We start from the raw sequence: 23,419 nt of genomic DNA on the forward strand, positions 1-23,419 counted from the left end.
ATGAGACTGCCTCACAATACAGATGAGCTGACTACCAAAATGCATGCGGAATTACATGTGTCGGTGGAGACATACATCAAACATATAACCTGGATGGTATTGTGGATAATTCGTAGAGGCTTGATGAGTAGAGTAGATGCCATGTCTGTGTATGGAATTACGGATAGCCAAATCGTAGAACACAAAGTGGAATATTATAACCTTATCAAATGATAGAACTAATCGTAACAAGAAAAGGCACAGGAGTTCAATTTTGGGGTATTTTCAATGACTTAAATAGTTTATACCACACACTTCTGAAATTAACCGTTGACGAGGAAGAGGAGCATGGAAGCAGGCATGGGAGGGATATGATCTTGTACACATTCATGTATGAACTGAGGCATTCATACCAAGGCACCCGGCAAAAGAAGAGGCAGCTGGTAGCAGACGGTGAAGATGAGATTGTGTACGGTTTTAAATGGCTACTAATAGATATGATTTTTCTCATATCCGCATGCCGGTTTAATGCAAGTTTTGCAGTCCTGTCAGAGACCGATCAATTCAATTTACACGAATTAGAAGAAGCACTTAAAAAAGCAGTCAGAGAGTATGACTCCAAGGGCGCCGCAGCGATTGAGAAGTTCGTTGGCATCAATGGTGTTGATGTTTCGAACGACTTGGTGTGGCAGTTAAATCAACAGGTCTGTGCTGAATTTCTTGAAATGAAGCCTGATCTCCCCAGGTTAAGAAAAATTCCTGAATTGCTTAATCAGACTTTTAAACATAGTCCAACCTACAGCTACATGCTTGCCAAAATCAATAAAATAGCAAGGACCATAGGTTGTACCTCTGATGAAATTGAGTATCTGATGCCCGAAAAAATTGTTTGGTAGAAGTTTTAGTTTTCCTTACTTGAATAACTTTCAAAAGGTATGATTTCTTGAAATTTCTCAGGTCCTAGCTGTACGAACAGATTAATAAAATGTTGATTAAACAAATCTATTATTTCATCAACAGTGCAGCATTTATCCTAATAGGCTTAGGATTGGGCTTTAGTTTATTGTAAAGTATATTTGGAAGAAAATTAAGGTGAATTTCAACGGACGGTGTTACCCACCTAAATACTTTTAAGTCAATCTCTTTCGTTTCGCCACAAGGGCAGATCTCAGAAATTGCATGTTCATTAAATAGGTCCGAATGCTTATATTTTTTTTGTAGTTTATTCACAGCGAGCGTTAATAGATTGCAATAATAATGATTTAATTGAATAAAAGAAGTTTTATTATTTGCACCCTCTAAAAAAGAAAACCCGCTAAAATTCTGATTTTTAGCGGGTTAAATTTTTAAGTGGTGGAGCCGAAGGGTTTCGAACCCTTGTCCAGTTGTGTGATAAATTATGCCTTCTACATGCTTATTTTCCAATTCATTGTCGGGATCAGGCGGGCTGGAAACCGACCTTGCCATTCTCCTTAGGTGCTTTATCTCGCATCTGCATCACACCCTGCAGTTGCCAGCGTCATTATTTCGATGCCCCGGATTCTAACCTAATAACGCAGCAGTTAGAGGGACAAAAGCTATCTAATTCTAAATTAGGCAGCTAAGGCGTAGTTATTTTCGCCAATTATAGTGTGAACGTTCTCTTTAAAGTGCTCGCCGTACAACGCACTGCATGCTTACATACTTGCCTCCACCCTGTCAAATCCAAGACGGCCCCAAATATATACTGCTGACAACTATTGGGTTAACTACTCCCTTTACCAGTTATACCCGAATACGGATAATCGCAGATAAATGTATTAAATCGTCAGCAGTACAAAAGTACGAAAATTATGCCAAAGTTTTACCTGGATATTGTGTTAAAGCAATAGCTAAGCAATCCATGGCCTTGTTTAGGTCGTCAACATTTAAAACATAAGCCATTCTTACTTCACGTTTACCGGAACCTGGAGTTGAGTAAAAACCTGTTGCAGGTGCCATCATGACAGTTTGTCCTTCGTGATTAAAGCTTTCCAACATCCATTGACAGAAAATATCTGCATTATCAATTGGCAGTTTCGCTACCACATAAAAAGCGCCACCTGGGTTCGGGCAAAATACACCGTCCATGGCGTTTAGCCTTCCCACCAAAGTATCTCTTCTTAAAGTATATTCTTTATTTACTTCTTCGAAATAACTATCTGGCGTATCTACAGCAGCAGTACCCGCAATTTGCTCCACCATACCCGGACTTAACCTGGCCTGTGCAAATTTTAATCCTGCCTGGATGACTTCCTTGTTTTTTGTGATCAAACAACCTAATCTGGCGCCACAAGCGCTATATCTTTTTGAAACCGTGTCCATGATCACCACGTGCTCATCTAGTCCTTCCAGGTGCATAGGGGAGATGAATTCTCTTCCATCATAGCAAAACTCACGGTAAGCTTCATCAGAAAACAAGAACAGATCATATTTCAAACACAATGCTTTTAAGGCATCCAGCTCTTCCCTTGAATATAAATAACCAGTGGGGTTATTGGGATTGCAGATAATGATGGCTTTGGTTTTAGCAGTGATCAAAGCCTCAAATTCTGCGATTGGAGGCAGGGCAAATCCGTTTTCAATGTGAGAAAGAATTGGTTTCACAACCACATTACTCATGCAGGCAAAACCATTATAGTTAGCATAAAAAGGTTCAGGAATGATAATCTCATCACCTTCATTTACACAGGTCTGCATGGCAATCGTGATGGCTTCAGAACCACCAACAGTGACCAGGATATCTTTTGGGGTGATGTTATAACCTAGCTTATTGTAGTATTCGGTCAGTTTTTTTCTATAACTTAAAGTGCCTTCAGATGGGGTATAAGCCCATACCTTAAAATCGATGTCTTTAATTGCATTCAACATACCTTCTGGGGTGGCGATATCAGGCTGACCTATATTTAAATGGTAAACTTTTTTACCCTCTTTCTTTGCCTGGTCAGCATAGGGAGTCAGTTTTCTAATTGGGGAAGCGGGCATTTGTAACCCTTTGTCGGATATGTTTGGCATGGCGCAAAAATAAAAAACCTCGCTGATTAACGAGGTTTATAATTGAAATATCTTAGAGATTTACTTGGAAAAATTAGTTTACAGTTTCTCCCTTAATGTATAACACTTTAGTTGGCGTTTTTGCATTGGAGGTAATACTAATGCTTTTGCTGAACGGTAATGCTGTGCCAGTAGGATTATAGGTAACTTTTATAATACCAGTGTCTCCTTTTTTAACCGGTGTTTTTGTGTATTCCGGCACAGTACATCCACAAGTTGTTTCAACATTAGTTAAAATTAAAGGTGTATCACCTATATTTGTAAACTTGAATTCTACTGTTGCAGGTTTGTTTGACGGAATTTTACCAAAGTTATGGGTTTCTTTCTCAAATTTAAATTCTGCCGATTTAGATTGTGCCTGAGTGGTTATTGCAATGCCTAATACGAAGGAAAATAGTAGGATCAGTTTTTTCATCTTTTTATGTTTTGAACAAATTTAATGTTTAAATTATCAATTCAAAAAGTATTCCATTATATAATGGATTGGTTAATTAACCCAAACTTTATAAATTGCTTATCTTTGCACCTTAATATAAATGCTTATGACTCCAAATACGAAACTTACAACGAATCCTATCGATGCTTCAGAGTTAAGTTTTGAAGATTTCAAAACCATTGTTATTAATGATTATAAAATAGCATTTGAAAGTCGGCAGGCCAGTTTATTAGGTCGTAGGGAAGTATTAACAGGTAAGGCAAAATTTGGTATTTTCGGTGACGGAAAAGAGTTAGCCCAGATTGCCATGGCGAAAGCTTTTAAAAATGGCGACTGGCGTTCTGGTTATTATCGTGATCAGACATTTGCTTTTGCGACAGGCATTTGCACCATTAAAGAATTCTTTGCACAATTATATGCACACCCAAGTGTGGAAGCGGAACCCGCTTCTGCCGGCAGACAAATGAACTGCCATTTCGCTACAAGGTCAATTAATGAAGATGGCAGCTGGAAAGATTTGACAGTGATGAAAAATTCTTCTGCTGATATTGCGCCTACGGGTGGTCAGATGCCACGCCTTTTAGGCCTGGCTTATGCTTCTAAATTATACAGGCAAAATCCTGAACTGAGTTATTTAAAGAATTTTTCGGTGAATGGTAATGAGGTTGCTTTTGGCACCATTGGCAATGCTTCTACTTCGGAGGGGGTGTTTTTCGAAGCCATTAATGCTGCAGGTGTTTTGCAGGTGCCGATGGCCATGTCTATTTGGGATGATGGCTATGGTATCTCTGTTCCTGCAAGTTATCAGACTACTAAAGAGGACATTTCTGAAATTTTAAAAGGTTTTCAGCGTGATGAGCATACAGCCGGTTACGAAATATTTAAGGTAAGGGGTTGGGATTACCCCGCCCTGTGTGAAACTTATCAGAAAGCAATCGATATTTGCAGAGCTGAGCATGTTCCTGTATTGATTCATGTCACCGAGGTTACGCAGCCACAGGGGCATTCTACCTCTGGCTCTCATGAGCGTTATAAAGATGAAAAACGTTTAGACTGGGAAAAAGAATTTGATTGCAATGTCCAGATGAGAAGATGGATGCTGGAATCAGCGATTATTTCCGAGGAAGATCTTGCTGACTTAGAGAATGAAGCTAAGAAATTGGTCCGCGAGGCCCAAAGGGAAGCCTGGAATGAGTTCCTGGGCTCTGTTAGCGGTGAAAAGGAGAAGGCTATGACCCTAATTTCAGCTTTGGAATATGGTGATGGCATGATGGATAAATTAGTCGGTCAGTTGGGAGCTGCGCCTGATGCTTTGCGTAAGGAAGTGATTTCTTCCGTAAGGAAAGCTTTAAGGTTGACTTTGAATAAAGCATCCGCGGAAAGAACTACCTTATTAAACTGGTACAATGAACAAATCGGCCATAATGAGGAACGTTACAACTCAAAATTATTTACGGAAGGTATAGAAAGTCCATTGCTGGTTAACCATGTGCCTGCTGAATATGCAGAACAAAGCAGAATGGTTGATGGCAGGGAAATTTTGAATAAATGTTTCGATAGCAATTTCTCCCGTGATCAGCGTTTAATTGCTTTTGGTGAGGATTTGGGTTTGATCGGTGATGTGAACCAAGGCTTCGCGGGCTTACAAAGTAAATATGGTGAATTAAGAATTACAGATACAGGCATCAGGGAAATGACCATCGTTGGTCAGGGAATAGGTTTGGCATTGCGTGGATTAAGGCCTATTGCTGAAATTCAATATGTGGATTACCTGCTGTTTGCGTTAAATATATTAAGTGATGACCTGGCAAGTTTATCTTACCGCACTAAGGCGGGTCAGAAAGCGCCTGTTATTATACGTACACGTGGTCATCGGTTGGAGGGTGTCTGGCACTCAGGTTCACCAATTTCAATGATCCTGGGCTCTTTAAGAGGATTACACATTTGTGTTCCCCGCAATATGACCCAGGCAGCCGGAATGTACAATACCTTATTCAGATCTGATGAGCCTGCATTGGTTATTGAATGTTTAAACGGTTACCGTTTAAAAGAAAAGTTACCTGAAAATGTGGGTGAGTTTACTGTGCCTTTAGGACAGGCAGAAATTATCAAAGAGGGCACAGACCTGACCATCGTTTCTTACGGTTCTACTTTAAGGATCATTGAAGAAGCTGCTGAAGAGCTGGAGCAAATGGGTATTTCTGTTGAAATTATCGATCCCCAAACGCTATTGCCTTTCGATACCAATAAAATCTGTGCGGCATCACTTCAAAAAACCAATAAATTACTGGTTATTGATGAAGATGTACCGGGTGGTGGCACAGCCTACCTTGCGCAGCAGATCCTGGAAGTCCAGGGCGGTTATTACCTGTTAGATGCGCAACCGAAAACACTTTCTGCTAAAGCACACCGTACACCTTATGGTTCTGATGGTGATTATTTCACCAAACCTTCTGTTGATGATGTGATAGAAGCGGTTTATCAAATGATGCATGACCATAATGCATCGAAATTCCCATCGATTTATTAATTCCTTATAAAATTAATAGGCAAGAGGTCTACAAATGACAAAAGAAGCTGTCTCATAACAATGCAATTATGACACAGCTTCTTTTTATTAGCTCATTTCGCCAATGACTTAGCTTAGCCGATTCGTTTTACTTCTCAATAGTTGATCAGCAAGGACAAGTGCTGCCATTGCTTCCACAATCACAACTGCTCGTGGTACCACACATGGATCGTGACGTCCTTTGCCTTTAATTTCTGATGCTTCGCCCGCTGCATTTACTGTTTGCTGGTTATGCATAATGGTCGCTACAGGTTTGAAGCCTACCGTGAAATTGATTTCCATCCCGTTAGAGATGCCACCCTGTATACCTCCAGAAAAATTAGTTAAGGTTTTTGGCGCTCCGTCACCTGGTAAAAAGATATCGTTATGCTCTGATCCCCGCATCTCACTTCCCGTGAAACCAGATCCATATTCAAAGCCATGCACTGCATTGATACTCAGCATAGCCTTTCCTAAATCTGCATGCAGTTTATCGAATACAGGTTCTCCTAATCCCGGAGGACAGTTATGTATCATGCAATTGATTTTCCCACCAATGGTGTCGCCATCCTTCCTGATTTCATCGATGCACTCGATCATTTGTTTGGCTGTTGCCGGATCTGCACACCTTACAATATTGGCTTCCCTTAATTCCAGGAGTTCTGCAAGACTTAAATCTTCCAGGTTGGGTGCAGTAATTTTGCCTACAGCAGCAACATGGGCAAAAATCTCTATGCCTTCTTGTTTCAACAATAGCTTAGCGATGGCACCTGCAGCAACCCTGGCTGCTGTTTCCCTTGCAGAAGAACGGCCGCCACCCCTGTGATCTCTGATACCGTACTTCACATCATAGGTATAATCTGCATGTGATGGTCTGTATACATCTTTATTGTGCTCGTAATCTTTTGAGCGGTGGTCTTCGTTAGGAATCAATAAAGAAATAGGGGTCCCCGTGCTTTTACCTTCAAAAATTCCAGAAAGCACCTGTACGGTGTCACTTTCCTTTCTTTGGGTTGTAATGCGCGACTGGCCAGGTTTTCTTTTGTCTAATTCTGATTGAATAAAATCAAGATCTATTGGCAGTTGCGCCGGACAACCATCAATAATAACACCAATGGCCGGACCGTGAGATTCTCCAAATGTGGTTATTTTAAACAATTGCCCAAATATATTTCCAGCCATAATTTTTTTAATTAGGTATTGCTACAAGTTAAATTTCTTTTACCAAAAAACCTGCTTTTTGCAGATCTTTCCAAAAGTCCGGGTAAGATTTTCCTACCACCTGCAAATCTTCAATTTCCACTTCCGGAATCAGAAGGCTTAAAGGAGCAAAAGCCATGGCCATCCTGTGGTCATCGTAAGTTTTAAAACTTACCTGCTCGGGGAAACTCAGCTTTTCACATTCCAGGGTGTATACCTCATTTTCTTCCAATAAGGCCACGCCAATTTTGGCAAGTTCATTCTGTAAGGCTTTAACACGGTTGGTTTCCTTAATCTTTAAGGTCTCCAGTCCTGTAAACGCCAGGTTTAACCCTTTTGCTGCAGCCGCTACGATAATGGTTTGTGCCAAATCCGGGCAGTCTTTTAAATCAAAGATTGCCTGCTGCCCGTTGTGGGTTGAAGCTTTAGTGATTTTAATGCCACTGCCCTGACGAGATGTGGTTACACCAAGGTGCAGCATGATTTCCTGGATACGGCTGTCGCCCTGCAAGCTTGCTTCTTTTAGATTTGGCAAGGTGATGGTCGCTTCATCTGCCAGACAGGCAATGCTGTACCAATAGGAAGCAGCGCTCCAGTCGGGTTCTACCGTAAGTTTACTTGAAGTATGGAGCTGAGGTTCAATAGTGATGGTATGATCTTGCCACTGGTGTTTAATTCCAGCTTCTTCCAGCATCGTTAAAGTCATGTCCACATAGGGCTTCGAAGTTAACTCACCTTCAATTTCCAATGACAGGCCCTTTGGAAGGGTAGGCGCAATGATCAGTAAAGCGGAAAGATACTGGCTACTCACGTCACCCTTAATTTTAACCTGCTTTGTACTTTGTGTTAGCCTGCCAGATATCATTATAGGCGGGTAACCCGCTGCATCTTCATAAGTAATTTCAGCACCCAGGCTTTTTAAAGCATCGACCAATAATTTAATCGGCCGCTCCGTCATCCTTTTGGAACCGGTTAATAAAAACCGGCCGTCCAGCGTACTGAGGAATGCTGTTAGAAAACGCATTGCTGTGCCGGCATGGCCTACGTTGACCTGCTGTAACGTATCATCCCGATTTTCTAACTGCTTTAATATGTTATTTAAGATAACTGTATCGTCGGCGTCTGATAAATTATCAACCTTAACAAGTCCTTTACTCAGGGCCGAGATAACCAAAGCCCTGTTGCTTTCACTTTTAGAACCTGTAAGGTTGATTTCAGCATTGATCTCTTTATTTTTAGGGAAAGAAACAATTGCGTTTTTCTTCATTCTTTTTTGCTTAATTGGATGGGTTATTTGGCAGAAGCCTCTTCCATATTTGAAGCCTCATTAGCAATATTCATGATCGCAGTCTGTTTTCTGATCGATTCGTTGTGGATCAATTCAAGGAATTTCTCCGTAAATGCCTGATCTAATTTCACCGCTTTAGCAAATGCACTTCTTTTGCTAATGATCTCGTCCCAACGGGAAACCTGCAAAATAGTAACGTTATTATCTCTTTTGTATTCACCGATTTTCTCAACGATGGCCATACGTTCGCCAAGTTTTTGGATCATCAGGTCATCAATTTTATCAATCTGTTTTCTTAAGTCAGTTAATTTATCAACAAACTCTTCGTTTTTTGATTCTGGTTTACGTAGGCTGAACCTTTCAACTAATTCTGATAATGCCGCAGGCGTAACTTGTTGTTTAGCATCTGTCCAGGCTACAGAAGGATCAATATGTGATTCGATCATTAATCCTTGCATATCTAAATCTAGAGCTTTCTGAGAGATGTAAGGAATCAATTCCCTGTTTCCACAGATATGGCTTGGATCGTTAATGATTGGTAACTCAGGACAAAGTGTTTTTAGTTGTATAGCAAGTTCCCACATTGGCTCATTACGGAATGAACTTTTTTCGTATGAAGAGAAGCCCCTGTGAATAGCGCCCAATTTAGTGATACCAGCATTGTTGATTCTTTCTAATGCACCGATCCATAAAGATAAATCTGGATTTACCGGATTTTTAACTAAAACCGGAATGTCTACACCTTGCAAAGCGTTGGCAATTTCCTGTACAGTAAATGGATTTGCAGTAGATCTTGCACCAATCCAAAGAATATCAACGCCAGCAGCTAATGCTTCTTCAGCGTGTTTAGCAGTAGCAACCTCCACAGCTGTAGGTAGTCCTGTTTCTTCTTTCGCTTTTTTAAGCCATTCTAAACCAATACTTCCAATTCCTTCAAACTCTCCCGGACGGGTACGAGGTTTCCAGATTCCAGCTCTTAATACAGATACTTTACCCGTAGCAGCAAGCAAGTGTGCTGTTGCTAATAATTGTTCTTCAGTTTCTGCACTGCAAGGTCCAGAGATAATTAATGGCTCATTTTTTAGTGTGATCCAGCTGCTTAATGGCTGGATGTTTAGATTTAATTTCATTGTGGAGGGGTTTTTTTGTTTAATATTTTTGTTGTTTATACTTTGTCGTTTTTGAGATACTCGCCCATGATGTTAAAATTGACGGTATATTTAAGTGCTTTGCGAACCACAGTATCATAGTTTTCCATGTGTTTCCATTCGATGTCTATATAGAAATAGTATTCATTTCTTTTACCTAAAACTGGCATCGACTGTATTTTTGTCAGGTTAACGTTATTGTCTGCAAAGATGTTGAGTACTTTTGCCAAGGCACCCACACGATTGCTAACCTGGAAACAAATGGAAGCCTTGTTGATCGTTTTTTCTTCTTCCGACGTATCGTTTGTTAAAATCAGGAATCTTGTATAATTCTTTTTATTGGATTCAATTCTTCTTTCAATAATATTCAGGCTATATAACTCTGCGGCAAGTGTATTGGCAATGGCTACCGTGTCTGTTAATTCTTCATCCCGGATTTTTTTAGCACAGGCAGCAGTATCTACACTTTCTACCACTTGCAGGTGCGGGTATTCATCAAAGAAATCAATACACTGCCGAATGGCGATAGGATGGGAGGTTACATATTTAATATCTTCAAATTTAACCCCTGGCAATGCCATCAGGTGCAATTGTATGGATAAGTAAACCTCTCCGGTAATAGCAAAATTATAATCTCTGATTAAGGTATAGTTCGGAAGCAGGCTGCCCGCAATAGAATTCTCTATGGCCATGACCACAAAATCTGCCTCTCCTTTTTCCAGCACTTCACAAGTCTGTTTAAATGAGTTACATTCAATAGTTTGAATGTCTTTTCCGAAAAATTTAAATGCAGCTTCCTCGTGGAATGATGCCTTAATACCTTGAATTGCTATCCTTAACGCTTTCTTCATTTTTTTAATTAAACAAAAAAAGTCCCGGGTATTAGCCGGGACTTTCTATACAGTTATATTTTTTATATTAATTGCATATTAGCCCCGGCTCTTACTAAAATAGTAAAAGTAACCAAACCAATATGTAGTAACGTTTGTCATGCTTTGTTTTTTTTAGCCGTTTACACAGCCAGTTGTTTTCTTGTTAAGCCCAAATGTACAAACAAAATTTAATTTGTCAATACTTAATTTAAAAAAATTATTTATTGTGCCTGGTATTACTTACACCAGCTATCAAAATATTAGCAACCTTTAAGAGGCGGTATAGCTATTGTTGTAGTAATGAAGGCTATCTAGTATATCTTTCTCTGTTACTTTACAGTTATATTCACAATGACCAATACTATCCAAAAGTGAAAAAAGAATTTGTCCATGTTCGTTCTTTTTATCGCTTTGCATCAATTTTAGCAACTCATCAAAGCTTTCCGGAACAATGGTATAAGGCGGATAAATGCTGTTAAAATAAGTGCTGATGTCTTCGAGTTCTTCTGCCGTCAGGTTACAATTACGATGAGAAAGGTAAGCCTCGCATATCATGCCAATAGCAATTGCTTCTCCATGTGTAAGCGGTTGGGGGTTATGGTTTAAGGCATAACTTTCTACGGCATGACCGATGGTATGTCCGAAGTTTAATATCTTCCTGAGATTTTGTTCAAGGGGATCAGTGGTCACCACATGGTTTTTTATTTCCACGGAACGAAATACTGCAGCTGGATCAGGTTGTTTATAATCACTCTTCTTCAGGGCATGGTAATAATCTTTATCTGCAATTAAGCCATGTTTAATCATTTCTGCAAAACCGGATAACAGCTCCCTTTCAGGCAAGGTCTTTAAAAATTCACTTTCAATGAATACAGCTAGTGGCAAAGTAAAAGTACCCACCATATTTTTTACATTGTCGATATCAATACCAGTTTTACCGCCTACCGAAGCATCAACCTGGGAAAGTAACGTTGTAGGGATGTTAATGAAATCAATTCCGCGTTTATAAGTGGAAGCTACAAAACCGCCCATATCAGTAATTACCCCACCACCTAAATTGATCATCAGGCATTTGCGGTCTGCATCAAAGTCGAGCAGGGTTTTCCAGATGCCGATACAGAAATCAATGTTCTTATTGGCTTCACCGGGATCAGTTTCTATCAGGTCAAATTCACTAAAATCATCTAGCATTTCCCTGAACACCGGCAGACAGATTTCTGAAGTGTTGCCATCTGTAAACACAAATATTTTGCTGTATTTCCCTTGTTGTATGATTTCCATTAATGGCGACAAGCGCGTTTCAAAGTAAATGGAAGTTCCGGCACTTTCTAATTTCCCCATTAAATAACTTTAATTGATTGACCCATGAAGTCGATTACATCTCCAACGCGAACTTTTAAACGTTTGCGGTAATCTACTTTGCCATTATATTTTACCAACCCATCTTCTACAACGGTTTGTGCTTCACCACCACTTTGAACAAGCGCCGTTGCTTTTAACAATTGGATTAAGGGAATAAATTCGCCTTCTAGTTTAAATTCTATCATTGTGAAGCAAAATTACAATAATTAAAGACTCTTTTACATAGGTATAAGTATTGATTTCATATTTTTGCTGCCAACTAACACACATAAATTTACAAATGGAACCATCATGGGTCATGATAGCTTCATCACCGTTAAAAAACAAATTACATACGAATGAAAATCTCCCCCAGAAAAAGGTTGAGTTTTGAAAACACAGAAATAGCTTTTCGAAATAAATCAAATGCTGATCTCAATAGTGCTTATTATCTATATAAAGTAATTAGTAGCAATTTTCTAGTCAAAGTTGGCCCACCCATCACGAATTTCTTTTTAAACCTGGGTTTACCCCTTAAGTCTGTCATCAAAGCGACTATATTTAAGCAGTTTTGTGGTGGCGAAACAATCGCAGAATGCGAAAACACCATCAAACAACTGGCTATTGGTAAAGTAGGTACCATCCTTGATTATTCTGTGGAAGGTGAGGACGAAGAACAAGTATTTGACTTTACTTGTGAGGAAATCATCAGAACCATTAACAGAGCTGAAGGTGATTCCCGGATCCCTATTACGGTATTTAAAATTACAGGAATCGGTCGTTTTGCGTTGCTGGAAAAACTTGATGCCAAAGAAACACTGACTGCAACGGAAGAAGCTGAGTTCGCAAAAGTTAAAATACGTTGCCAAAAGATTTGCCAGACGGCTTATGATAAAAATGTTCCGATCATGATCGATGCAGAGGAAAGCTGGATACAAAAAACTATTGATGAGCTTGCCTTCGACATGATGTGTTTATTTAACAAGGAGAAAGTTTTGGTTTATAATACTTACCAGATGTACCGTCATGATAAGCTGGCAGAGATGAAAGCAGATCACCTGATTGCCAGAGAAACTGGTTTTTTCTTGGGTGTAAAAATGGTGAGGGGTGCTTACATGGAAAAAGAAAGAAAAAGGGCAGCCGAAATGGGTTATCCGTCGCCAATTCAACCTGATAAAGCTGCGTCCGATAAAGATTACAATGCTTCTTTGGTGTATTGCATTGAAAATATCAAGGAGATTGGCATTGTGGCAGGTACTCATAATGAAGAAAGTTGCCAGATCCTAGCACAACTGATGGATGATTACCAGGTTCCACATCAACACCCGCATGTGTATTTTTCGCAATTGTTAGGTATGAGTGATAACTTAAGTTTCAACCTTTCTGATGCAGATTACAATGTGGCCAAGTATGTGCCTTATGGTCCTGTTAAAGCAGTATTACCTTACTTATTCAGAAGAGCACAAGAAAATACTTCTATCGCCGGACAAACCAGCAGGGAACTTAACCTGATTGAAAAAGAGAAAGCCAGAAGGAGAATTTAAAATCCAGAGACCCCGGACTTGTTCTGGGGTCTATTTATTTATCCTTAAAACGCTCATAATGGCCCGGTGATCGGAGGATTGATCTTCAAATACGACGGCCTTTTTACTTTTTATGCCTTTGCCTTTTGGAACCAGGATATAATCGATTTTCTTGATAGGATTCTTTACTGGAAAGGTAAACTGCTGCGGCTGTTGGGTGAGTTGGAATTCTTTCGTCAACCGAAGCATAGTTTCAGATTCAGGTGTGGCATTCATGTCACCCATTAAGATCAGCTTCCCTTTGTACGCTTTTAAAATTTGATGAAGTGTATCAACCTGCTTTACCCTTGATGCTTCATTGCGGTAATCCAGATGTGCAACCGCCACATTTAAATTTACATTTTTAGGAAGTGAAATCTTGGATACCAACAGCGCAACCTCACTGTTCGTTGTTGAAGAATATACAGGCAGGCGTTCGTTATGTGTACTTTTAATTGGGAAACGGGATAACAATGCCTGGCCATACGAACCGCCGTCATAGGAGAAATGTTTAACGAAGGTGTAATGTAAACCCGATTTTTCTCCGAGGTATTTGGCCTGATCTACATTTCCTGAGCGTCCACAAATAGAATCTACTTCCTGTAAACCAACGATGTCTGCACCTGATGATTTGATCAGTTCCGCCATCTTGTCTAAGGTGGCCAGGTTTTCTGTATTGGCGCCATGGTGGATATTAAACGACATCACTTTGATGTGTTTTTGAGCCATCAATGAGGCGGAGCTTAGAAAAGTAATAGCAAACAGGGAGAATACAAGGCGGAAGTTCTTCATTCAATGAAAGTAGTACTTAATTAATTAAAATTAATAATCATTGATAAATAAAGAAGCTCCCGCCTGGTTGTATTGGCTATGATCAGCCTGTTAAAGAAAACTAATGCGGTGCTGCCATGGCCTGTTCGACATCCACCTCTAACCCTTGGGCTACCGCCATTCCAAGTTGAATATCAGCCCTGAAGAAATGGCAAAGTTGCAGATTAACGATTTTATCTCTCTTAGGGCCATTGATTCCGCTCATGGCCTCTACAATGTTATTCACCAAATTAACCCGGTCGACTGGTGTTAAAGCTTTTCTGTAAAGATCACCGGCTTGTGTAAAGTGATCATTATCACCAGGACCCTCGTTTCTATCAAACCAGTCGGCAACATTGGATTCTAGTTCCCAGGCTGGTTCTTTATAACTTTGATCAGGCTCAATATCGCCATAACTGTTAGGGTAATAATTCGGGTGATCGTTTCCGTTATCGTCCACACGCATTTGTCCGTCGCGGTGGTAATTGTTCACCATAAACGGGCAGGTGTTAACCGGGATTTGCTCATAATTTACCCCCAGGCGGTAACGTTGTGCATCAGCATAAGAAAGAATCCTTCCCTGAAGCATTTTGTCTGGAGAAAAACCGATGCCGTCCACTAAGTTGGAAGGGGCGAAGGCTGCCTGTTCCACATGCGCAAAATAATTCCGTGGCAACTGGTTCAGCTCCAATTCACCAACTTCAATCAACGGAAATTCGGCATGAGGCCAGATTTTTGTTAAATCGAAAGGATTCCACCTGAAAGTCTTCGCTTCTTCCTCAGTCATCACCTGGATTTTTAATGTCCATTTAGGAAAGTTACCACCGTCAATGGCTTCCACAAGATCCCTTTGGGCGTGGTCCATATCTGTATTGCGCATTTGATTGGCTTCAGGGCCAGCAAAGTTTTTAATGCCCTGCTGGGTTTTAAAGTGAAACTTAACCCATACCCGTTGGTTTTCCTCGTTAATGAAGGAATAGGTATGACTGCCGAAACCATGCATATGGCGATAAGAGTATGGTGTACCCCTGTCGCTCATTAAAATCATGACCTGATGAAGGCTTTCCGGATTTAAGGACCAGAAGTCCCACATCATATTTGCGCTTTTCAGGTTAGTGCGGGGATCTCTTTTTTGGGTATGGATGAAATCGCTGAACTTTTTAGGATCTTTCACAAAGAACACCGGTGTATTGTTCCCCACAAGGTCCCAGTTGCCATCTTCTGTATAAAATTTAACAGCAAAACCACGTGGATCTCTTTCAGAATCGGCACTTCCTTTTTCTCCTCCTACGGTAGAGAATCTTAGAAAGACCTTGCAGCTATTGCCAATATTTGAAAATATTTTTGCTTTAGTATATTTTGTAATGTCATGCGTTACGGTGAAAGTACCATAAGCACCAGCACCTTTTGCATGTACTACCCGTTCAGGAATACGCTCTCTGTTGAAGTGAGCCATCTTTTCGTGTAACACAAAATCCTGTAATAACAGTGGGCCTCTACTGCCCACAGATTGGGTGTTTTCGTGCTCAGCATAAGGTCTGCCGGATGCAGTTGTTAATTTTCGGGTGGGTTTATTATTGTCTTCCATATCATTTAATTTTTCATAAATGTATACGGATTGTCAGCTCCAAACAAACTGTTAATTTCTATGGTCCTATAGAGAAATACTATTGCTCCTGATTACCAGGTCTGAACGGTTCCTTCCCTGAAAGAAGATCCCAGAATAAAATGAAATCACTTGCCAGGCTATATAGGGGATATTGAAAAGTTGCCGGTTTGTTCTTTTCAAAAAAGAAATGGCCAACCCAGGCAAATCCATAACCCACGACAGGGATAAAAATGATGAACTGAAAATTATGAAATAGTATAGCTGTGATAAGAAGCAAAACTACCAGACTTGTGCCGATAAAATGGAGAATTCTACTGGTTAAATTTTGATGTTCAGTGAGGTAAAAAGGGTAGAACTCTTTAAGAGATTTGAATCTATGATTAGGCATGTTATGAAAAAGGGAATATTGCTTTTTAAATGATATGGTGTTTTTGTAAAAATGATCCCAAGTATTTAGGGTTCTCGTCCATTAACAAAGTATTTAAACCTGCTTTTTTAGCGCCTGCTATGTGTTGCGGACTATCATCAATAAATAGGGTTTCTTCCGCAATAAGGTTGTTTTCTTTAAGGACCTGCTCAAATATTTCTACATTAGGTTTGCGCAGGAACAGGTGCTGAGAGAAATATGCTTTTTCAAATAAATGATCTAGGCTTTCCATGGCATGTTCCTGTTTTAAGTAATTCATGATGTAATCGTAGTGGATTTCATTGTTATTACTTAAAAGAAATGTACGGTATTTTTCCTTTACTTTAAGGAGTACGTCATGGATATTTGGAGGTACTCCAATTAGTAAACTGTTCCAGGCGGCATCTATTTTTTCATCAGTGATGCTGTCATTGTTTGCAGCTTTACGAATCCCGGCTCTAAACTCATCAGGCGTAATGGTAGCTGTCTCAAAATCATCAAATAAATTATTATGTTTTGAATGGGCAAAAAACTGCTCCACATCAGCAATGCCTAATTGATGCAGCTCGCTTTGGGCTTTTTTAAAGTCGATTTCGAAGATAACGTTACCGTAGTCAAAAATAATGTTTTTTATATGCTGCATTGATTCCTTGATTTAAACCCCAAAGATAGCAATTGGAAATCAAACTATGATTAGGGCTAATGTTCGATTCAGGCTATTTTTAAGAACCGAATAAGGGTATGCTTACGTCACCTCCCTTATTCGGTTATTGCTTGTTATTGTCGTATCAAGTAATTAATTATTCAGTTTAACATACCTTATCAATTTAATAGCTCATTTCCACTATTTTCTGCACATCAGCCGGTGCAAGATTTTTATGTTCGCCTAATCCAAGCCAGCCTCTCTCCGTAAAGCGCTTGTTAATTTTCTCGGCCGTACCTTCATAGTCATTGGTATAGTCAGAAAGCCTGGTGTCAATTTCAAGGGAATGGAAAAAAGCGACAGTTTTAGCGATGGCTTCACGGGCAATTTCCTCAGTTGATCCGGTATTTATCCCCCAAACCCTTTTGCCATATTGTGCTAATTTTTCCTTCTTAGCTTCAAAATTATATTCATAATGACTCGGAAGAATCACTGCTAAAGTTCTGGCGTGGTCTATACCAAACATGGCTGTTAATTCATGTCCCATCGCATGGATAGCCCAATCCGTTGGCACCCCTTTTTGAATCAATCCATTTAGCGCCATCGTGCAGCTCCACATAAAACTGGCAGCGGCATCGTAGTCTGAAGGATTTTCAATAATTTTTGGTGCCACTTCTACCAAGGTTTGCATGATGCTTTCGGCAAAACGATCTTGTAGCAGTGCCTGAATAGGGTAGGTCATATATTGTTCCAGCACATGTGTAAATGCATCTGCAACGCCATTTGCCAATTGATTTTTAGGAATAGACTGCACCACCTGTGGATCTAAAATTGAAAACACAGGGAATAAACCGGGACCACCCATGCTTAATTTTTCCTGAGTTTCTCTCCTGGTAATTACCGATCCGGAATTCATTTCTGATCCTGTAGCAGGTAAAGTTAAAACTGTTCCAAAAGGTAAGCCTTTTTCTGTTTTAATGGCGTTTTTAAGAATGTCCCACGGCGAATTCCCCTCAAATAAGGCAGCTGCAGAAAGAAACTTTACCCCATCAATCACAGAACCACCACCTACAGCAAGCATGTAGGTTACGTTTTCCTCTTTGATGATTTTTAATGCTTCCATTAAAACTTCATATTCCGGATTCGCAGGAATGCCGCCAAATTCTAAAACTTCGAAACCGTTTAAAGCGAGTTTCACCTGATCGTAGATTCCGTTCTTTTTAATGCTTCCTCCACCATAAAGCAGGAGTACTTTGGCCTCTTTTGGGATTTCTTTACCAATATTTTCTATCTGACCTTTACCAAAAATGATCTTGGTAGGGTTCTTAAATTCAAAATTTAACATGCTTTTAATTTAATAAGTTAAAAACTTTAATGGGTCAATAACCGGTTTTCATTTTGTAATATGCACTAAAAGCTCAGGTTTCTTAGTGTTTGAGCATCATTTTAACTTGAAATTGCACCGCCCTCAAATTTATCAATATTTGTTCAATCAGCATGCTTTTTTCAGGCTGGATATATCCTTTGTTTGCCATTTTCCAGGATGATGTGAATCTTGAAAAACCTTAGCTACGGAAGTTCTCTGTATCACTACACCAGGTCAAACGGCAGTTACCTTATCATTATCACAAATGAAAAGCAATACGTCCTGGTTCTGTTTCATAATCTTGACCGGGAGATTTAATTCTGTTTGTATTTTAACACGCAATGCTTCTTGTGCACAGGGTTCGCCGTGAACAAGAAGTATTTGTTTTGGAGGTGTTTCGAACTTTCTGATCCAGTTCATTAATTCGGTTTGATCTGCATGTGCGGATAGTCCCAATATTTCCACAACTCCAGCTTTAACCGCGTAATACTTCCCATGAATTTTAACTTCATGCGTTTTATTTACAAGGGCGCGGCCTCTGGTGCCCTCTGCCTGAAATCCTATAACAAATATCGTATTTCTGCTATCTCCTATATATTTCTTTAAATATTCCAATACACGCCCCCCTGTCATCATACCGCTGGCTGAGATGATAATTTTACTTCGTTTATCTTTAATAAACCCAATTGTGCAATTGTAATCCTGATTAATGGTGATATTGTTATTCATTTCCAGAAATTCTTCACTGCTAATACTCATGTAATCATCCGCATAACGCAGAGAAATACGGGTTGCAGCGGCTGCCATCGGACTATCCAAAATAATAGGGAGATTTAAAGGTATCTTCCCTTGTTTTTTTAAATAGTTCAGCACATATATCAATTCCTGTGCACGGCCCACTGCAAAACTTGGGATGAGTATATTACCCCTTTGGGACAAGGTTTTATTAATTACTGCTGCGAGTTCATCGTACGTATTGGCATCACCATGCAACCTGTCTCCATACGTTGATTCCATAATCACATAGTCCGCGGCTGTAAAGTAATCCGGTGGGGGAAGTATAGCACTGTGAGGTCTTCCAATATCGCCTGAGAAAATTATTATTTTATCAAAACAGGTTAATTCAATGGAACAGGCTCCTAATATATGGCCACAAGTTTTGAAGCGGAAATGAATATGATCACTCAGGGCTACCAACACATCGCATTCCTGGGGCTTAAAATATTTAAATGACGCTAATGCATCTTCAGTTGTATAAAGTGGTTTGGCAGGATGGTGCTTGGTATAGTGGTGTTTATTTGCATTTTCAGCATCCTCCTCTTGTAGTTTTGCACTATCCATCAAAAGAAGTTCTGCCAGTTCACATGTTGGATGGGTCATATAAATACGTCCTTTGAAACCCTTTTTCACTAACAATGGTATATAACCACAATGATCAAGATGCGCGTGCGTTAAAATGATAAAATCAATTTCAGTAGCGGATATATCTAATGGCTGCCAATTCTGTTCGCGAAGCGATTTAATACCCTGAAACAACCCACAATCAACAAGGATATTGAGTTCTGGAGTTTTTAACAAATGTTTTGAACCTGTCACTGTCCCGGCGCCGCCCAACGATTGTAGGATTACTTCATTCATTATAATAGCAATTAGACTTTGTAAATTTGGCTTTTTTACGTCGTTAAAGAAATGATAGTCAGCATATTATATCGTGACTAAAAGCACGCATGGAAATGCATCATCGAATGCCTTAAAAATTGTGATCTGTCAAACACTTATATCAACAATTAGCTTAAATTGCATAAGCTTAGCATCAATTAACAAATGGCTACTATAATCACAATCACATTTAACCCGGCTATTGATAAAAGTACAACGGTACCACAATTAATTCCTGAAAAAAAGTTACACTGCACCAGTCCGGTTTACGAACCAGGGGGTGGGGGCATTAATGTTGCAAGAGCTATCAAAAGGCTAGGAGGCAATGCTACTGCTATTTATTTGGAAGGAGGTTATAGTGGGAAAGTATTTACGGAGTTACTTAGAAAAGAAAAGATAGATATAATTCCAATACGGACTCTTGGTGTAACCCGGGAGAATCTTGTGGTGAAAGAGCTTTCTACAAATAAACAGTTTCGCTTTGGCATGCCTGGCGATAACGTTAGTGACAAAGAGTGGAAGAATTGTGTGAAGGCTTTATCACAAATACCGGATATAAATTATATCGTGGTCAGTGGCAGTTTACCTACTGGGATACCTGCTGATATTTTTGTAAGAATGGCCAGCGTTGCGCATTCCAAAAACGCGCGACTCATAGTTGATACTTCTGGAGTAGCTCTACACCATGCTGTTGAAGCTGGAACTTATCTGATCAAACCCAATCTGAGGGAGTTGGCCTTATTAGTGGGAAAGGATAGTCTTACAATTGACGAGGTAGAAAGAGCCTCAAAAGAAATCATCAACAAACACCAATGCGAGGTTGTGATTACATCCCTTGGGGCCGCGGGTGCCATGCTTACCACTAAGGAAAGTTCCTTTCGAATTATTCCCCCTGAGATAAGTATTCAAAGTACTGTAGGTGCCGGGGATAGTATGCTCGCAGGTATTGTTTTTAGTCTCTCAAATAACAAAAGTTTAATTGAATCGGCACAATATGGTGTAGCCTGTGGAACAGCAGCAACGATGAATCAAGGAACTGAACTTTGCCATTTAGATGACGTAAATAAGTTATACCCTATAATTTCAAATCAAACTATACCATGAGTTTTTAATCTGTTATAAAACTTTGTTAATAATGGCTATTCCTTTAATCAAGGCATCGGCATTAAATGCAATACTATTGATACCATTCTCCACCAAGAGTCTGGTAAAAGACTCAGAATCACTAGGGGCTTGTCCGCAAAGCCCTACTTTCTTGTTCAATAATTTAGCTTTTCTAATCATTTCAATAATTAGGAGTCTGCTGGCGGCATTTTCTTCATCAAATAGATCGGCCACAAGTGCCGAATCGCGGTCAATTCCCAATGTTAACTGGGTAAGGTCATTTGACCCAATAGAAAAGCCATCAAATAACTCCGCGAAATCTTCTGCCAATAATACATTACTTGGTATTTCTGCCATTACAAAAATTTCAAGGCCGTTATCTCCTTGTTTCAACCCAAATTCTTTCATGAGATCAATCACTTTTTTACCTTCCCCAATGGTTCGGCAAAAAGGTATCATTAATTTCACATTAGTTAGGCCCATTTCATCTCGCAACACTTTCATGGCCTCACATTCCAATCGGAAGCCTTCTCTGTAACGATCATGGTAATACCTGGAGGCACCTCTGAATCCCAGCATCGGATTCTCTTCAACAGGTTCAAATGATTTACCCCCAATAAGTCCTGCATACTCATTCGATTTAAAATCACTCATACGCACGATCACTTCCTTAGGATAGAATGCTGCCGCTATGGTTGCCACACCCTTAGATAATTTGTCTACGAAATAAGCTTTATTATCGCTGTAGGCTTGAGTGAGTTCCTCAATCTCGGATTTTTCTTTGTCGTCCTTTACTTTATCTGGGCTAAGGAGGGCCATAGGGTGAATCTTTACCCAATTGCTGATCATAAATTCAAGCCTCAATAAACCAACGCCATGATTAGGATAAAGAGCTAATTCAAAAGCTTTCTCAGGATCAGCAATAATCAGTTGGGCCATTGGAGTTGCAGGAAGTTGAACATCTTCCATATTTACGATAGTTTCTTTCCAACTTAATTTTCCCTGGTAAACGAAGCCCGTTTTACCTGCAGAACAATCCAATGTAATTAAGTCCCCGTCAGTAATAGTGTCTGTTGCATCTGTCGTACCTACGATTGCGGCAGCCCCCAATTCTCTTGCAATGATTGCCGCGTGGCTGGTTCTTCCACCTCGATTAGTTACCATTCCTGCAACTTTCTTTAAGATCGGGTCCCAATCTGGACTTGTGGTGTCAGTTATCAATATATCCCCTTCTTTTAGCCTATGGGCTTCTTCAGGGGATGTTAGTATTCTTGCAGGCCCACTAACAATGCTAGAGCCTATAGCTTCACCTTTGGCTAATTCTATGCCCTTTTGATCGAGGTGATAAGACTTCAAATGTAAAGTCTTTTTCTGTGAGTGTACTGTTTCAGGGCGTGCCTGTATGATATATAACTGGTGACCTATGCCATCTTTCGCCCATTCAAAATCCATCGGTCTCTGGTAGTGTCTTTCAATAATGAGGGCCCATTTTGCCAGTTTTTCTATTTCTTTGTCTTCCAATACAAACTTATGTTGCAAATCCAGGGGCGTATCTCTGTTTACTGTTGCATTAACGTCATCATCTGCGTAAGACATCATTTTATTTTTACTACCGAGGTTCTTTTGAATAATAGCCTTGTAGCCTTGCTCAAGGGTAGGTTTAAAGACCAAAAATTCATCAGGAGTAGCTGTACCCTGAACAATATTTTCTCCCAGGCCCCAAACTCCGGCAATATGTACCACATCCCTGAATCCGGATTCAGGCTCAAGCGTAAATCCTACACCAGAGCAGCTGATATCCGCCCGGATCATCTCCTGTATGCCTACAGAAAGAAAAACTTTACTGTGTTCAAAACCTTTATCTTCGCGGTATTTTATTGCCCTGTCGGTATATAAAGACGCAAAGCACTGTTTAACTGCATGAAGAAGCGCATAATCTCCTCTAATGTTCAGGTAAGATTCGTGCAGGCCAGCAAAACTTGACTCGGGAAGATCTTCAGCCGTAGCACTGCTACGAACTGCGACTTCTTGCGTGCCATCAGCAAACATAGATTCATAAGCGCCAGTAATAGCCATGGCAAGATCATTTGCAATATGGCCTGACAATACCATATTTCTGGCTTTTGTTCCTACATCAGAAAGATTGACATATTTATCTTTATCAAGGGTCTTCATCAACTGAGAAAGAGGTTCATCCAGGTGATTACAGCTGATAAAGTACTTATAGGCTGCCGCAGTAACAGCAAAACCTTTTGGTATTAAAATACCTTTGGGGGTTAGGTGAGTAAACATCTCTCCCAAAGAAGCATTCTTTCCCCCAACTTCCCCAATATCTTCAATACCGATCTCGCTAAATTTTCTAATGTAATTCATCTT

20 protein-coding genes and 1 other RNA gene are annotated in these 23,419 nt (G+C 39.9%); 5 read left to right on the forward strand and 16 right to left on the reverse strand.

The window, feature by feature from the left end:
* Positions 1 to 213, forward strand: a complete 213-nt coding sequence (locus WG905_RS11485) for a hypothetical protein (protein ID WP_339591866.1) — start codon at positions 1 to 3, stop codon at positions 211 to 213.
* Positions 210 to 875 (forward strand): DUF6904 family protein, encoded by a 666-nt coding sequence (locus WG905_RS11490; RefSeq protein ID WP_339591867.1) that lies wholly within the window; start codon positions 210 to 212, stop codon positions 873 to 875. The genes WG905_RS11485 and WG905_RS11490 overlap by 4 nt, the downstream gene beginning before the upstream one ends.
* Positions 876 to 1,330: 455 nt before the next feature.
* On the opposite strand, the gene ssrA is transcribed toward WG905_RS11490, so the two are convergent.
* The 3 genes from ssrA to WG905_RS11505 form a co-directional block, all read right to left on the reverse strand.
* Positions 1,331 to 1,696: a transfer-messenger RNA gene (gene ssrA, locus WG905_RS11495) on the reverse strand.
* Between the two features lie 113 nt (positions 1,697 to 1,809).
* Positions 1,810 to 3,012 (reverse strand): pyridoxal phosphate-dependent aminotransferase, encoded by a 1,203-nt coding sequence (locus WG905_RS11500; protein ID WP_339591868.1) that lies wholly within the window; start codon positions 3,010 to 3,012, stop codon positions 1,810 to 1,812.
* 73 nt (positions 3,013 to 3,085) lie between these two features.
* Positions 3,086 to 3,466: a DUF1573 domain-containing protein gene (locus tag WG905_RS11505; protein WP_339591869.1), complete on the reverse strand. Its 381-nt coding sequence runs from the start codon at positions 3,464 to 3,466 to the stop codon at positions 3,086 to 3,088.
* Between the two features lie 127 nt (positions 3,467 to 3,593).
* On the opposite strand from WG905_RS11505, the gene WG905_RS11510 reads away from it, so the two are divergent.
* Entirely contained in the window at positions 3,594 to 6,017 is a 2,424-nt protein-coding gene (locus WG905_RS11510; RefSeq protein WP_339591870.1) for an alpha-ketoacid dehydrogenase subunit alpha/beta, read from the forward strand.
* A 108-nt stretch (positions 6,018 to 6,125) separates the two neighbouring features.
* Here WG905_RS11510 and aroC read toward each other — a convergent pair whose 3' ends face one another.
* From aroC to WG905_RS11540, 6 genes are all read right to left on the reverse strand, one after another.
* Positions 6,126 to 7,217, reverse strand: a complete 1,092-nt coding sequence (gene aroC, locus WG905_RS11515) for a chorismate synthase (RefSeq protein ID WP_339591871.1) — start codon at positions 7,215 to 7,217, stop codon at positions 6,126 to 6,128.
* A gap of 28 nt (positions 7,218 to 7,245) precedes the next feature.
* A complete protein-coding gene (gene aroA, locus WG905_RS11520) occupies positions 7,246 to 8,502 on the reverse strand; it encodes a 3-phosphoshikimate 1-carboxyvinyltransferase (protein WP_339591872.1) in 1,257 nt (418 codons plus the stop codon).
* 23 nt (positions 8,503 to 8,525) lie between these two features.
* Positions 8,526 to 9,653, reverse strand: coding sequence for a chorismate mutase (locus WG905_RS11525; RefSeq protein ID WP_339591873.1), 1,128 nt, complete (start codon positions 9,651 to 9,653; stop codon positions 8,526 to 8,528).
* A gap of 35 nt (positions 9,654 to 9,688) precedes the next feature.
* Positions 9,689 to 10,522, reverse strand: coding sequence for a prephenate dehydratase (locus WG905_RS11530; RefSeq protein WP_339591874.1), 834 nt, complete (start codon positions 10,520 to 10,522; stop codon positions 9,689 to 9,691).
* A 291-nt stretch (positions 10,523 to 10,813) separates the two neighbouring features.
* Positions 10,814 to 11,884 (reverse strand): 3-dehydroquinate synthase, encoded by a 1,071-nt coding sequence (gene aroB, locus WG905_RS11535; protein WP_339591875.1) that lies wholly within the window; start codon positions 11,882 to 11,884, stop codon positions 10,814 to 10,816.
* Positions 11,884 to 12,090 (reverse strand): RNA-binding S4 domain-containing protein, encoded by a 207-nt coding sequence (locus tag WG905_RS11540; RefSeq protein WP_339591876.1) that lies wholly within the window; start codon positions 12,088 to 12,090, stop codon positions 11,884 to 11,886. The genes aroB and WG905_RS11540 overlap by 1 nt, the downstream gene beginning before the upstream one ends.
* Positions 12,091 to 12,243: 153 nt before the next feature.
* On the opposite strand from WG905_RS11540, the gene WG905_RS11545 reads away from it, so the two are divergent.
* Complete coding sequence (locus tag WG905_RS11545; RefSeq protein ID WP_339591877.1) at positions 12,244 to 13,428, forward strand: proline dehydrogenase family protein; 1,185 nt, start codon at positions 12,244 to 12,246, stop codon at positions 13,426 to 13,428.
* A gap of 30 nt (positions 13,429 to 13,458) precedes the next feature.
* Here WG905_RS11545 and WG905_RS11550 read toward each other — a convergent pair whose 3' ends face one another.
* The 6 genes from WG905_RS11550 to WG905_RS11575 all read right to left on the reverse strand — a co-directional run bounded on the left by WG905_RS11550 (position 13,459) and on the right by WG905_RS11575 (position 19,918).
* The gene (locus WG905_RS11550; RefSeq protein ID WP_339591878.1) at positions 13,459 to 14,238 is read right to left on the reverse strand and encodes an endonuclease/exonuclease/phosphatase family protein; all 780 of its coding nucleotides are present in this window, start codon (positions 14,236 to 14,238) and stop codon (positions 13,459 to 13,461) included.
* Between the two features lie 100 nt (positions 14,239 to 14,338).
* On the reverse strand, positions 14,339 to 15,844 hold the full coding sequence (locus WG905_RS11555) for a catalase (RefSeq protein ID WP_339591879.1): 1,506 nt from the start codon (positions 15,842 to 15,844) through the stop codon (positions 14,339 to 14,341).
* Between the two features lie 79 nt (positions 15,845 to 15,923).
* Entirely contained in the window at positions 15,924 to 16,253 is a 330-nt protein-coding gene (locus WG905_RS11560; protein WP_339591880.1) for an Mpo1-like protein, read from the reverse strand.
* A gap of 25 nt (positions 16,254 to 16,278) precedes the next feature.
* On the reverse strand, positions 16,279 to 16,914 hold the full coding sequence (locus WG905_RS11565) for an HAD family hydrolase (protein ID WP_339591881.1): 636 nt from the start codon (positions 16,912 to 16,914) through the stop codon (positions 16,279 to 16,281).
* 184 nt (positions 16,915 to 17,098) lie between these two features.
* Entirely contained in the window at positions 17,099 to 18,259 is a 1,161-nt protein-coding gene (locus tag WG905_RS11570; protein WP_339591882.1) for an iron-containing alcohol dehydrogenase, read from the reverse strand.
* Between the two features lie 255 nt (positions 18,260 to 18,514).
* Positions 18,515 to 19,918, reverse strand: a complete 1,404-nt coding sequence (locus tag WG905_RS11575) for an MBL fold metallo-hydrolase RNA specificity domain-containing protein (protein ID WP_339591883.1) — start codon at positions 19,916 to 19,918, stop codon at positions 18,515 to 18,517.
* A gap of 186 nt (positions 19,919 to 20,104) precedes the next feature.
* On the opposite strand from WG905_RS11575, the gene WG905_RS11580 reads away from it, so the two are divergent.
* A complete protein-coding gene (locus WG905_RS11580; protein ID WP_339591884.1) occupies positions 20,105 to 21,043 on the forward strand; it encodes a 1-phosphofructokinase family hexose kinase in 939 nt (312 codons plus the stop codon).
* Between the two features lie 12 nt (positions 21,044 to 21,055).
* On the opposite strand, the gene ppsA is transcribed toward WG905_RS11580, so the two are convergent.
* Positions 21,056 to 23,416, reverse strand: a complete 2,361-nt coding sequence (gene ppsA, locus WG905_RS11585) for a phosphoenolpyruvate synthase (RefSeq protein WP_339591885.1) — start codon at positions 23,414 to 23,416, stop codon at positions 21,056 to 21,058.
* Positions 23,417 to 23,419: the final 3 nt, after the last annotated feature.

This window comes from Pedobacter immunditicola, from assembly GCF_037482985.1.
Classification (GTDB): domain Bacteria; phylum Bacteroidota; class Bacteroidia; order Sphingobacteriales; family Sphingobacteriaceae; genus Pedobacter; species Pedobacter immunditicola.

What these genes read in the sequence shown, in the direction of transcription:
- WG905_RS11485 (WP_339591866.1), top strand. Translation starts at nt 1, where the DNA reads ATGAGACTGCCTCACAATACAGATGAGCTGACTACCAAAATGCATGCG.
- WG905_RS11490 (WP_339591867.1), top strand. Translation starts at nt 210, where the DNA reads ATGATAGAACTAATCGTAACAAGAAAAGGCACAGGAGTTCAATTTTGG.
- WG905_RS11500 (WP_339591868.1), bottom strand. Translation starts at nt 3,012, where the DNA reads ATGCCAAACATATCCGACAAAGGGTTACAAATGCCCGCTTCCCCAATT.
- WG905_RS11505 (WP_339591869.1), bottom strand. Translation starts at nt 3,466, where the DNA reads ATGAAAAAACTGATCCTACTATTTTCCTTCGTATTAGGCATTGCAATA.
- WG905_RS11510 (WP_339591870.1), top strand. Translation starts at nt 3,594, where the DNA reads ATGACTCCAAATACGAAACTTACAACGAATCCTATCGATGCTTCAGAG.
- aroC (WP_339591871.1), bottom strand. Translation starts at nt 7,217, where the DNA reads ATGGCTGGAAATATATTTGGGCAATTGTTTAAAATAACCACATTTGGA.
- aroA (WP_339591872.1), bottom strand. Translation starts at nt 8,502, where the DNA reads ATGAAGAAAAACGCAATTGTTTCTTTCCCTAAAAATAAAGAGATCAAT.
- WG905_RS11525 (WP_339591873.1), bottom strand. Translation starts at nt 9,653, where the DNA reads ATGAAATTAAATCTAAACATCCAGCCATTAAGCAGCTGGATCACACTA.
- WG905_RS11530 (WP_339591874.1), bottom strand. Translation starts at nt 10,522, where the DNA reads ATGAAGAAAGCGTTAAGGATAGCAATTCAAGGTATTAAGGCATCATTC.
- aroB (WP_339591875.1), bottom strand. Translation starts at nt 11,884, where the DNA reads ATGGGGAAATTAGAAAGTGCCGGAACTTCCATTTACTTTGAAACGCGC.
- WG905_RS11540 (WP_339591876.1), bottom strand. Translation starts at nt 12,090, where the DNA reads ATGATAGAATTTAAACTAGAAGGCGAATTTATTCCCTTAATCCAATTG.
- WG905_RS11545 (WP_339591877.1), top strand. Translation starts at nt 12,244, where the DNA reads ATGAAAATCTCCCCCAGAAAAAGGTTGAGTTTTGAAAACACAGAAATA.
- WG905_RS11550 (WP_339591878.1), bottom strand. Translation starts at nt 14,238, where the DNA reads ATGAAGAACTTCCGCCTTGTATTCTCCCTGTTTGCTATTACTTTTCTA.
- WG905_RS11555 (WP_339591879.1), bottom strand. Translation starts at nt 15,844, where the DNA reads ATGGAAGACAATAATAAACCCACCCGAAAATTAACAACTGCATCCGGC.
- WG905_RS11560 (WP_339591880.1), bottom strand. Translation starts at nt 16,253, where the DNA reads ATGCCTAATCATAGATTCAAATCTCTTAAAGAGTTCTACCCTTTTTAC.
- WG905_RS11565 (WP_339591881.1), bottom strand. Translation starts at nt 16,914, where the DNA reads ATGCAGCATATAAAAAACATTATTTTTGACTACGGTAACGTTATCTTC.
- WG905_RS11570 (WP_339591882.1), bottom strand. Translation starts at nt 18,259, where the DNA reads ATGTTAAATTTTGAATTTAAGAACCCTACCAAGATCATTTTTGGTAAA.
- WG905_RS11575 (WP_339591883.1), bottom strand. Translation starts at nt 19,918, where the DNA reads ATGAATGAAGTAATCCTACAATCGTTGGGCGGCGCCGGGACAGTGACA.
- WG905_RS11580 (WP_339591884.1), top strand. Translation starts at nt 20,105, where the DNA reads ATGGCTACTATAATCACAATCACATTTAACCCGGCTATTGATAAAAGT.
- ppsA (WP_339591885.1), bottom strand. Translation starts at nt 23,416, where the DNA reads ATGAATTACATTAGAAAATTTAGCGAGATCGGTATTGAAGATATTGGG.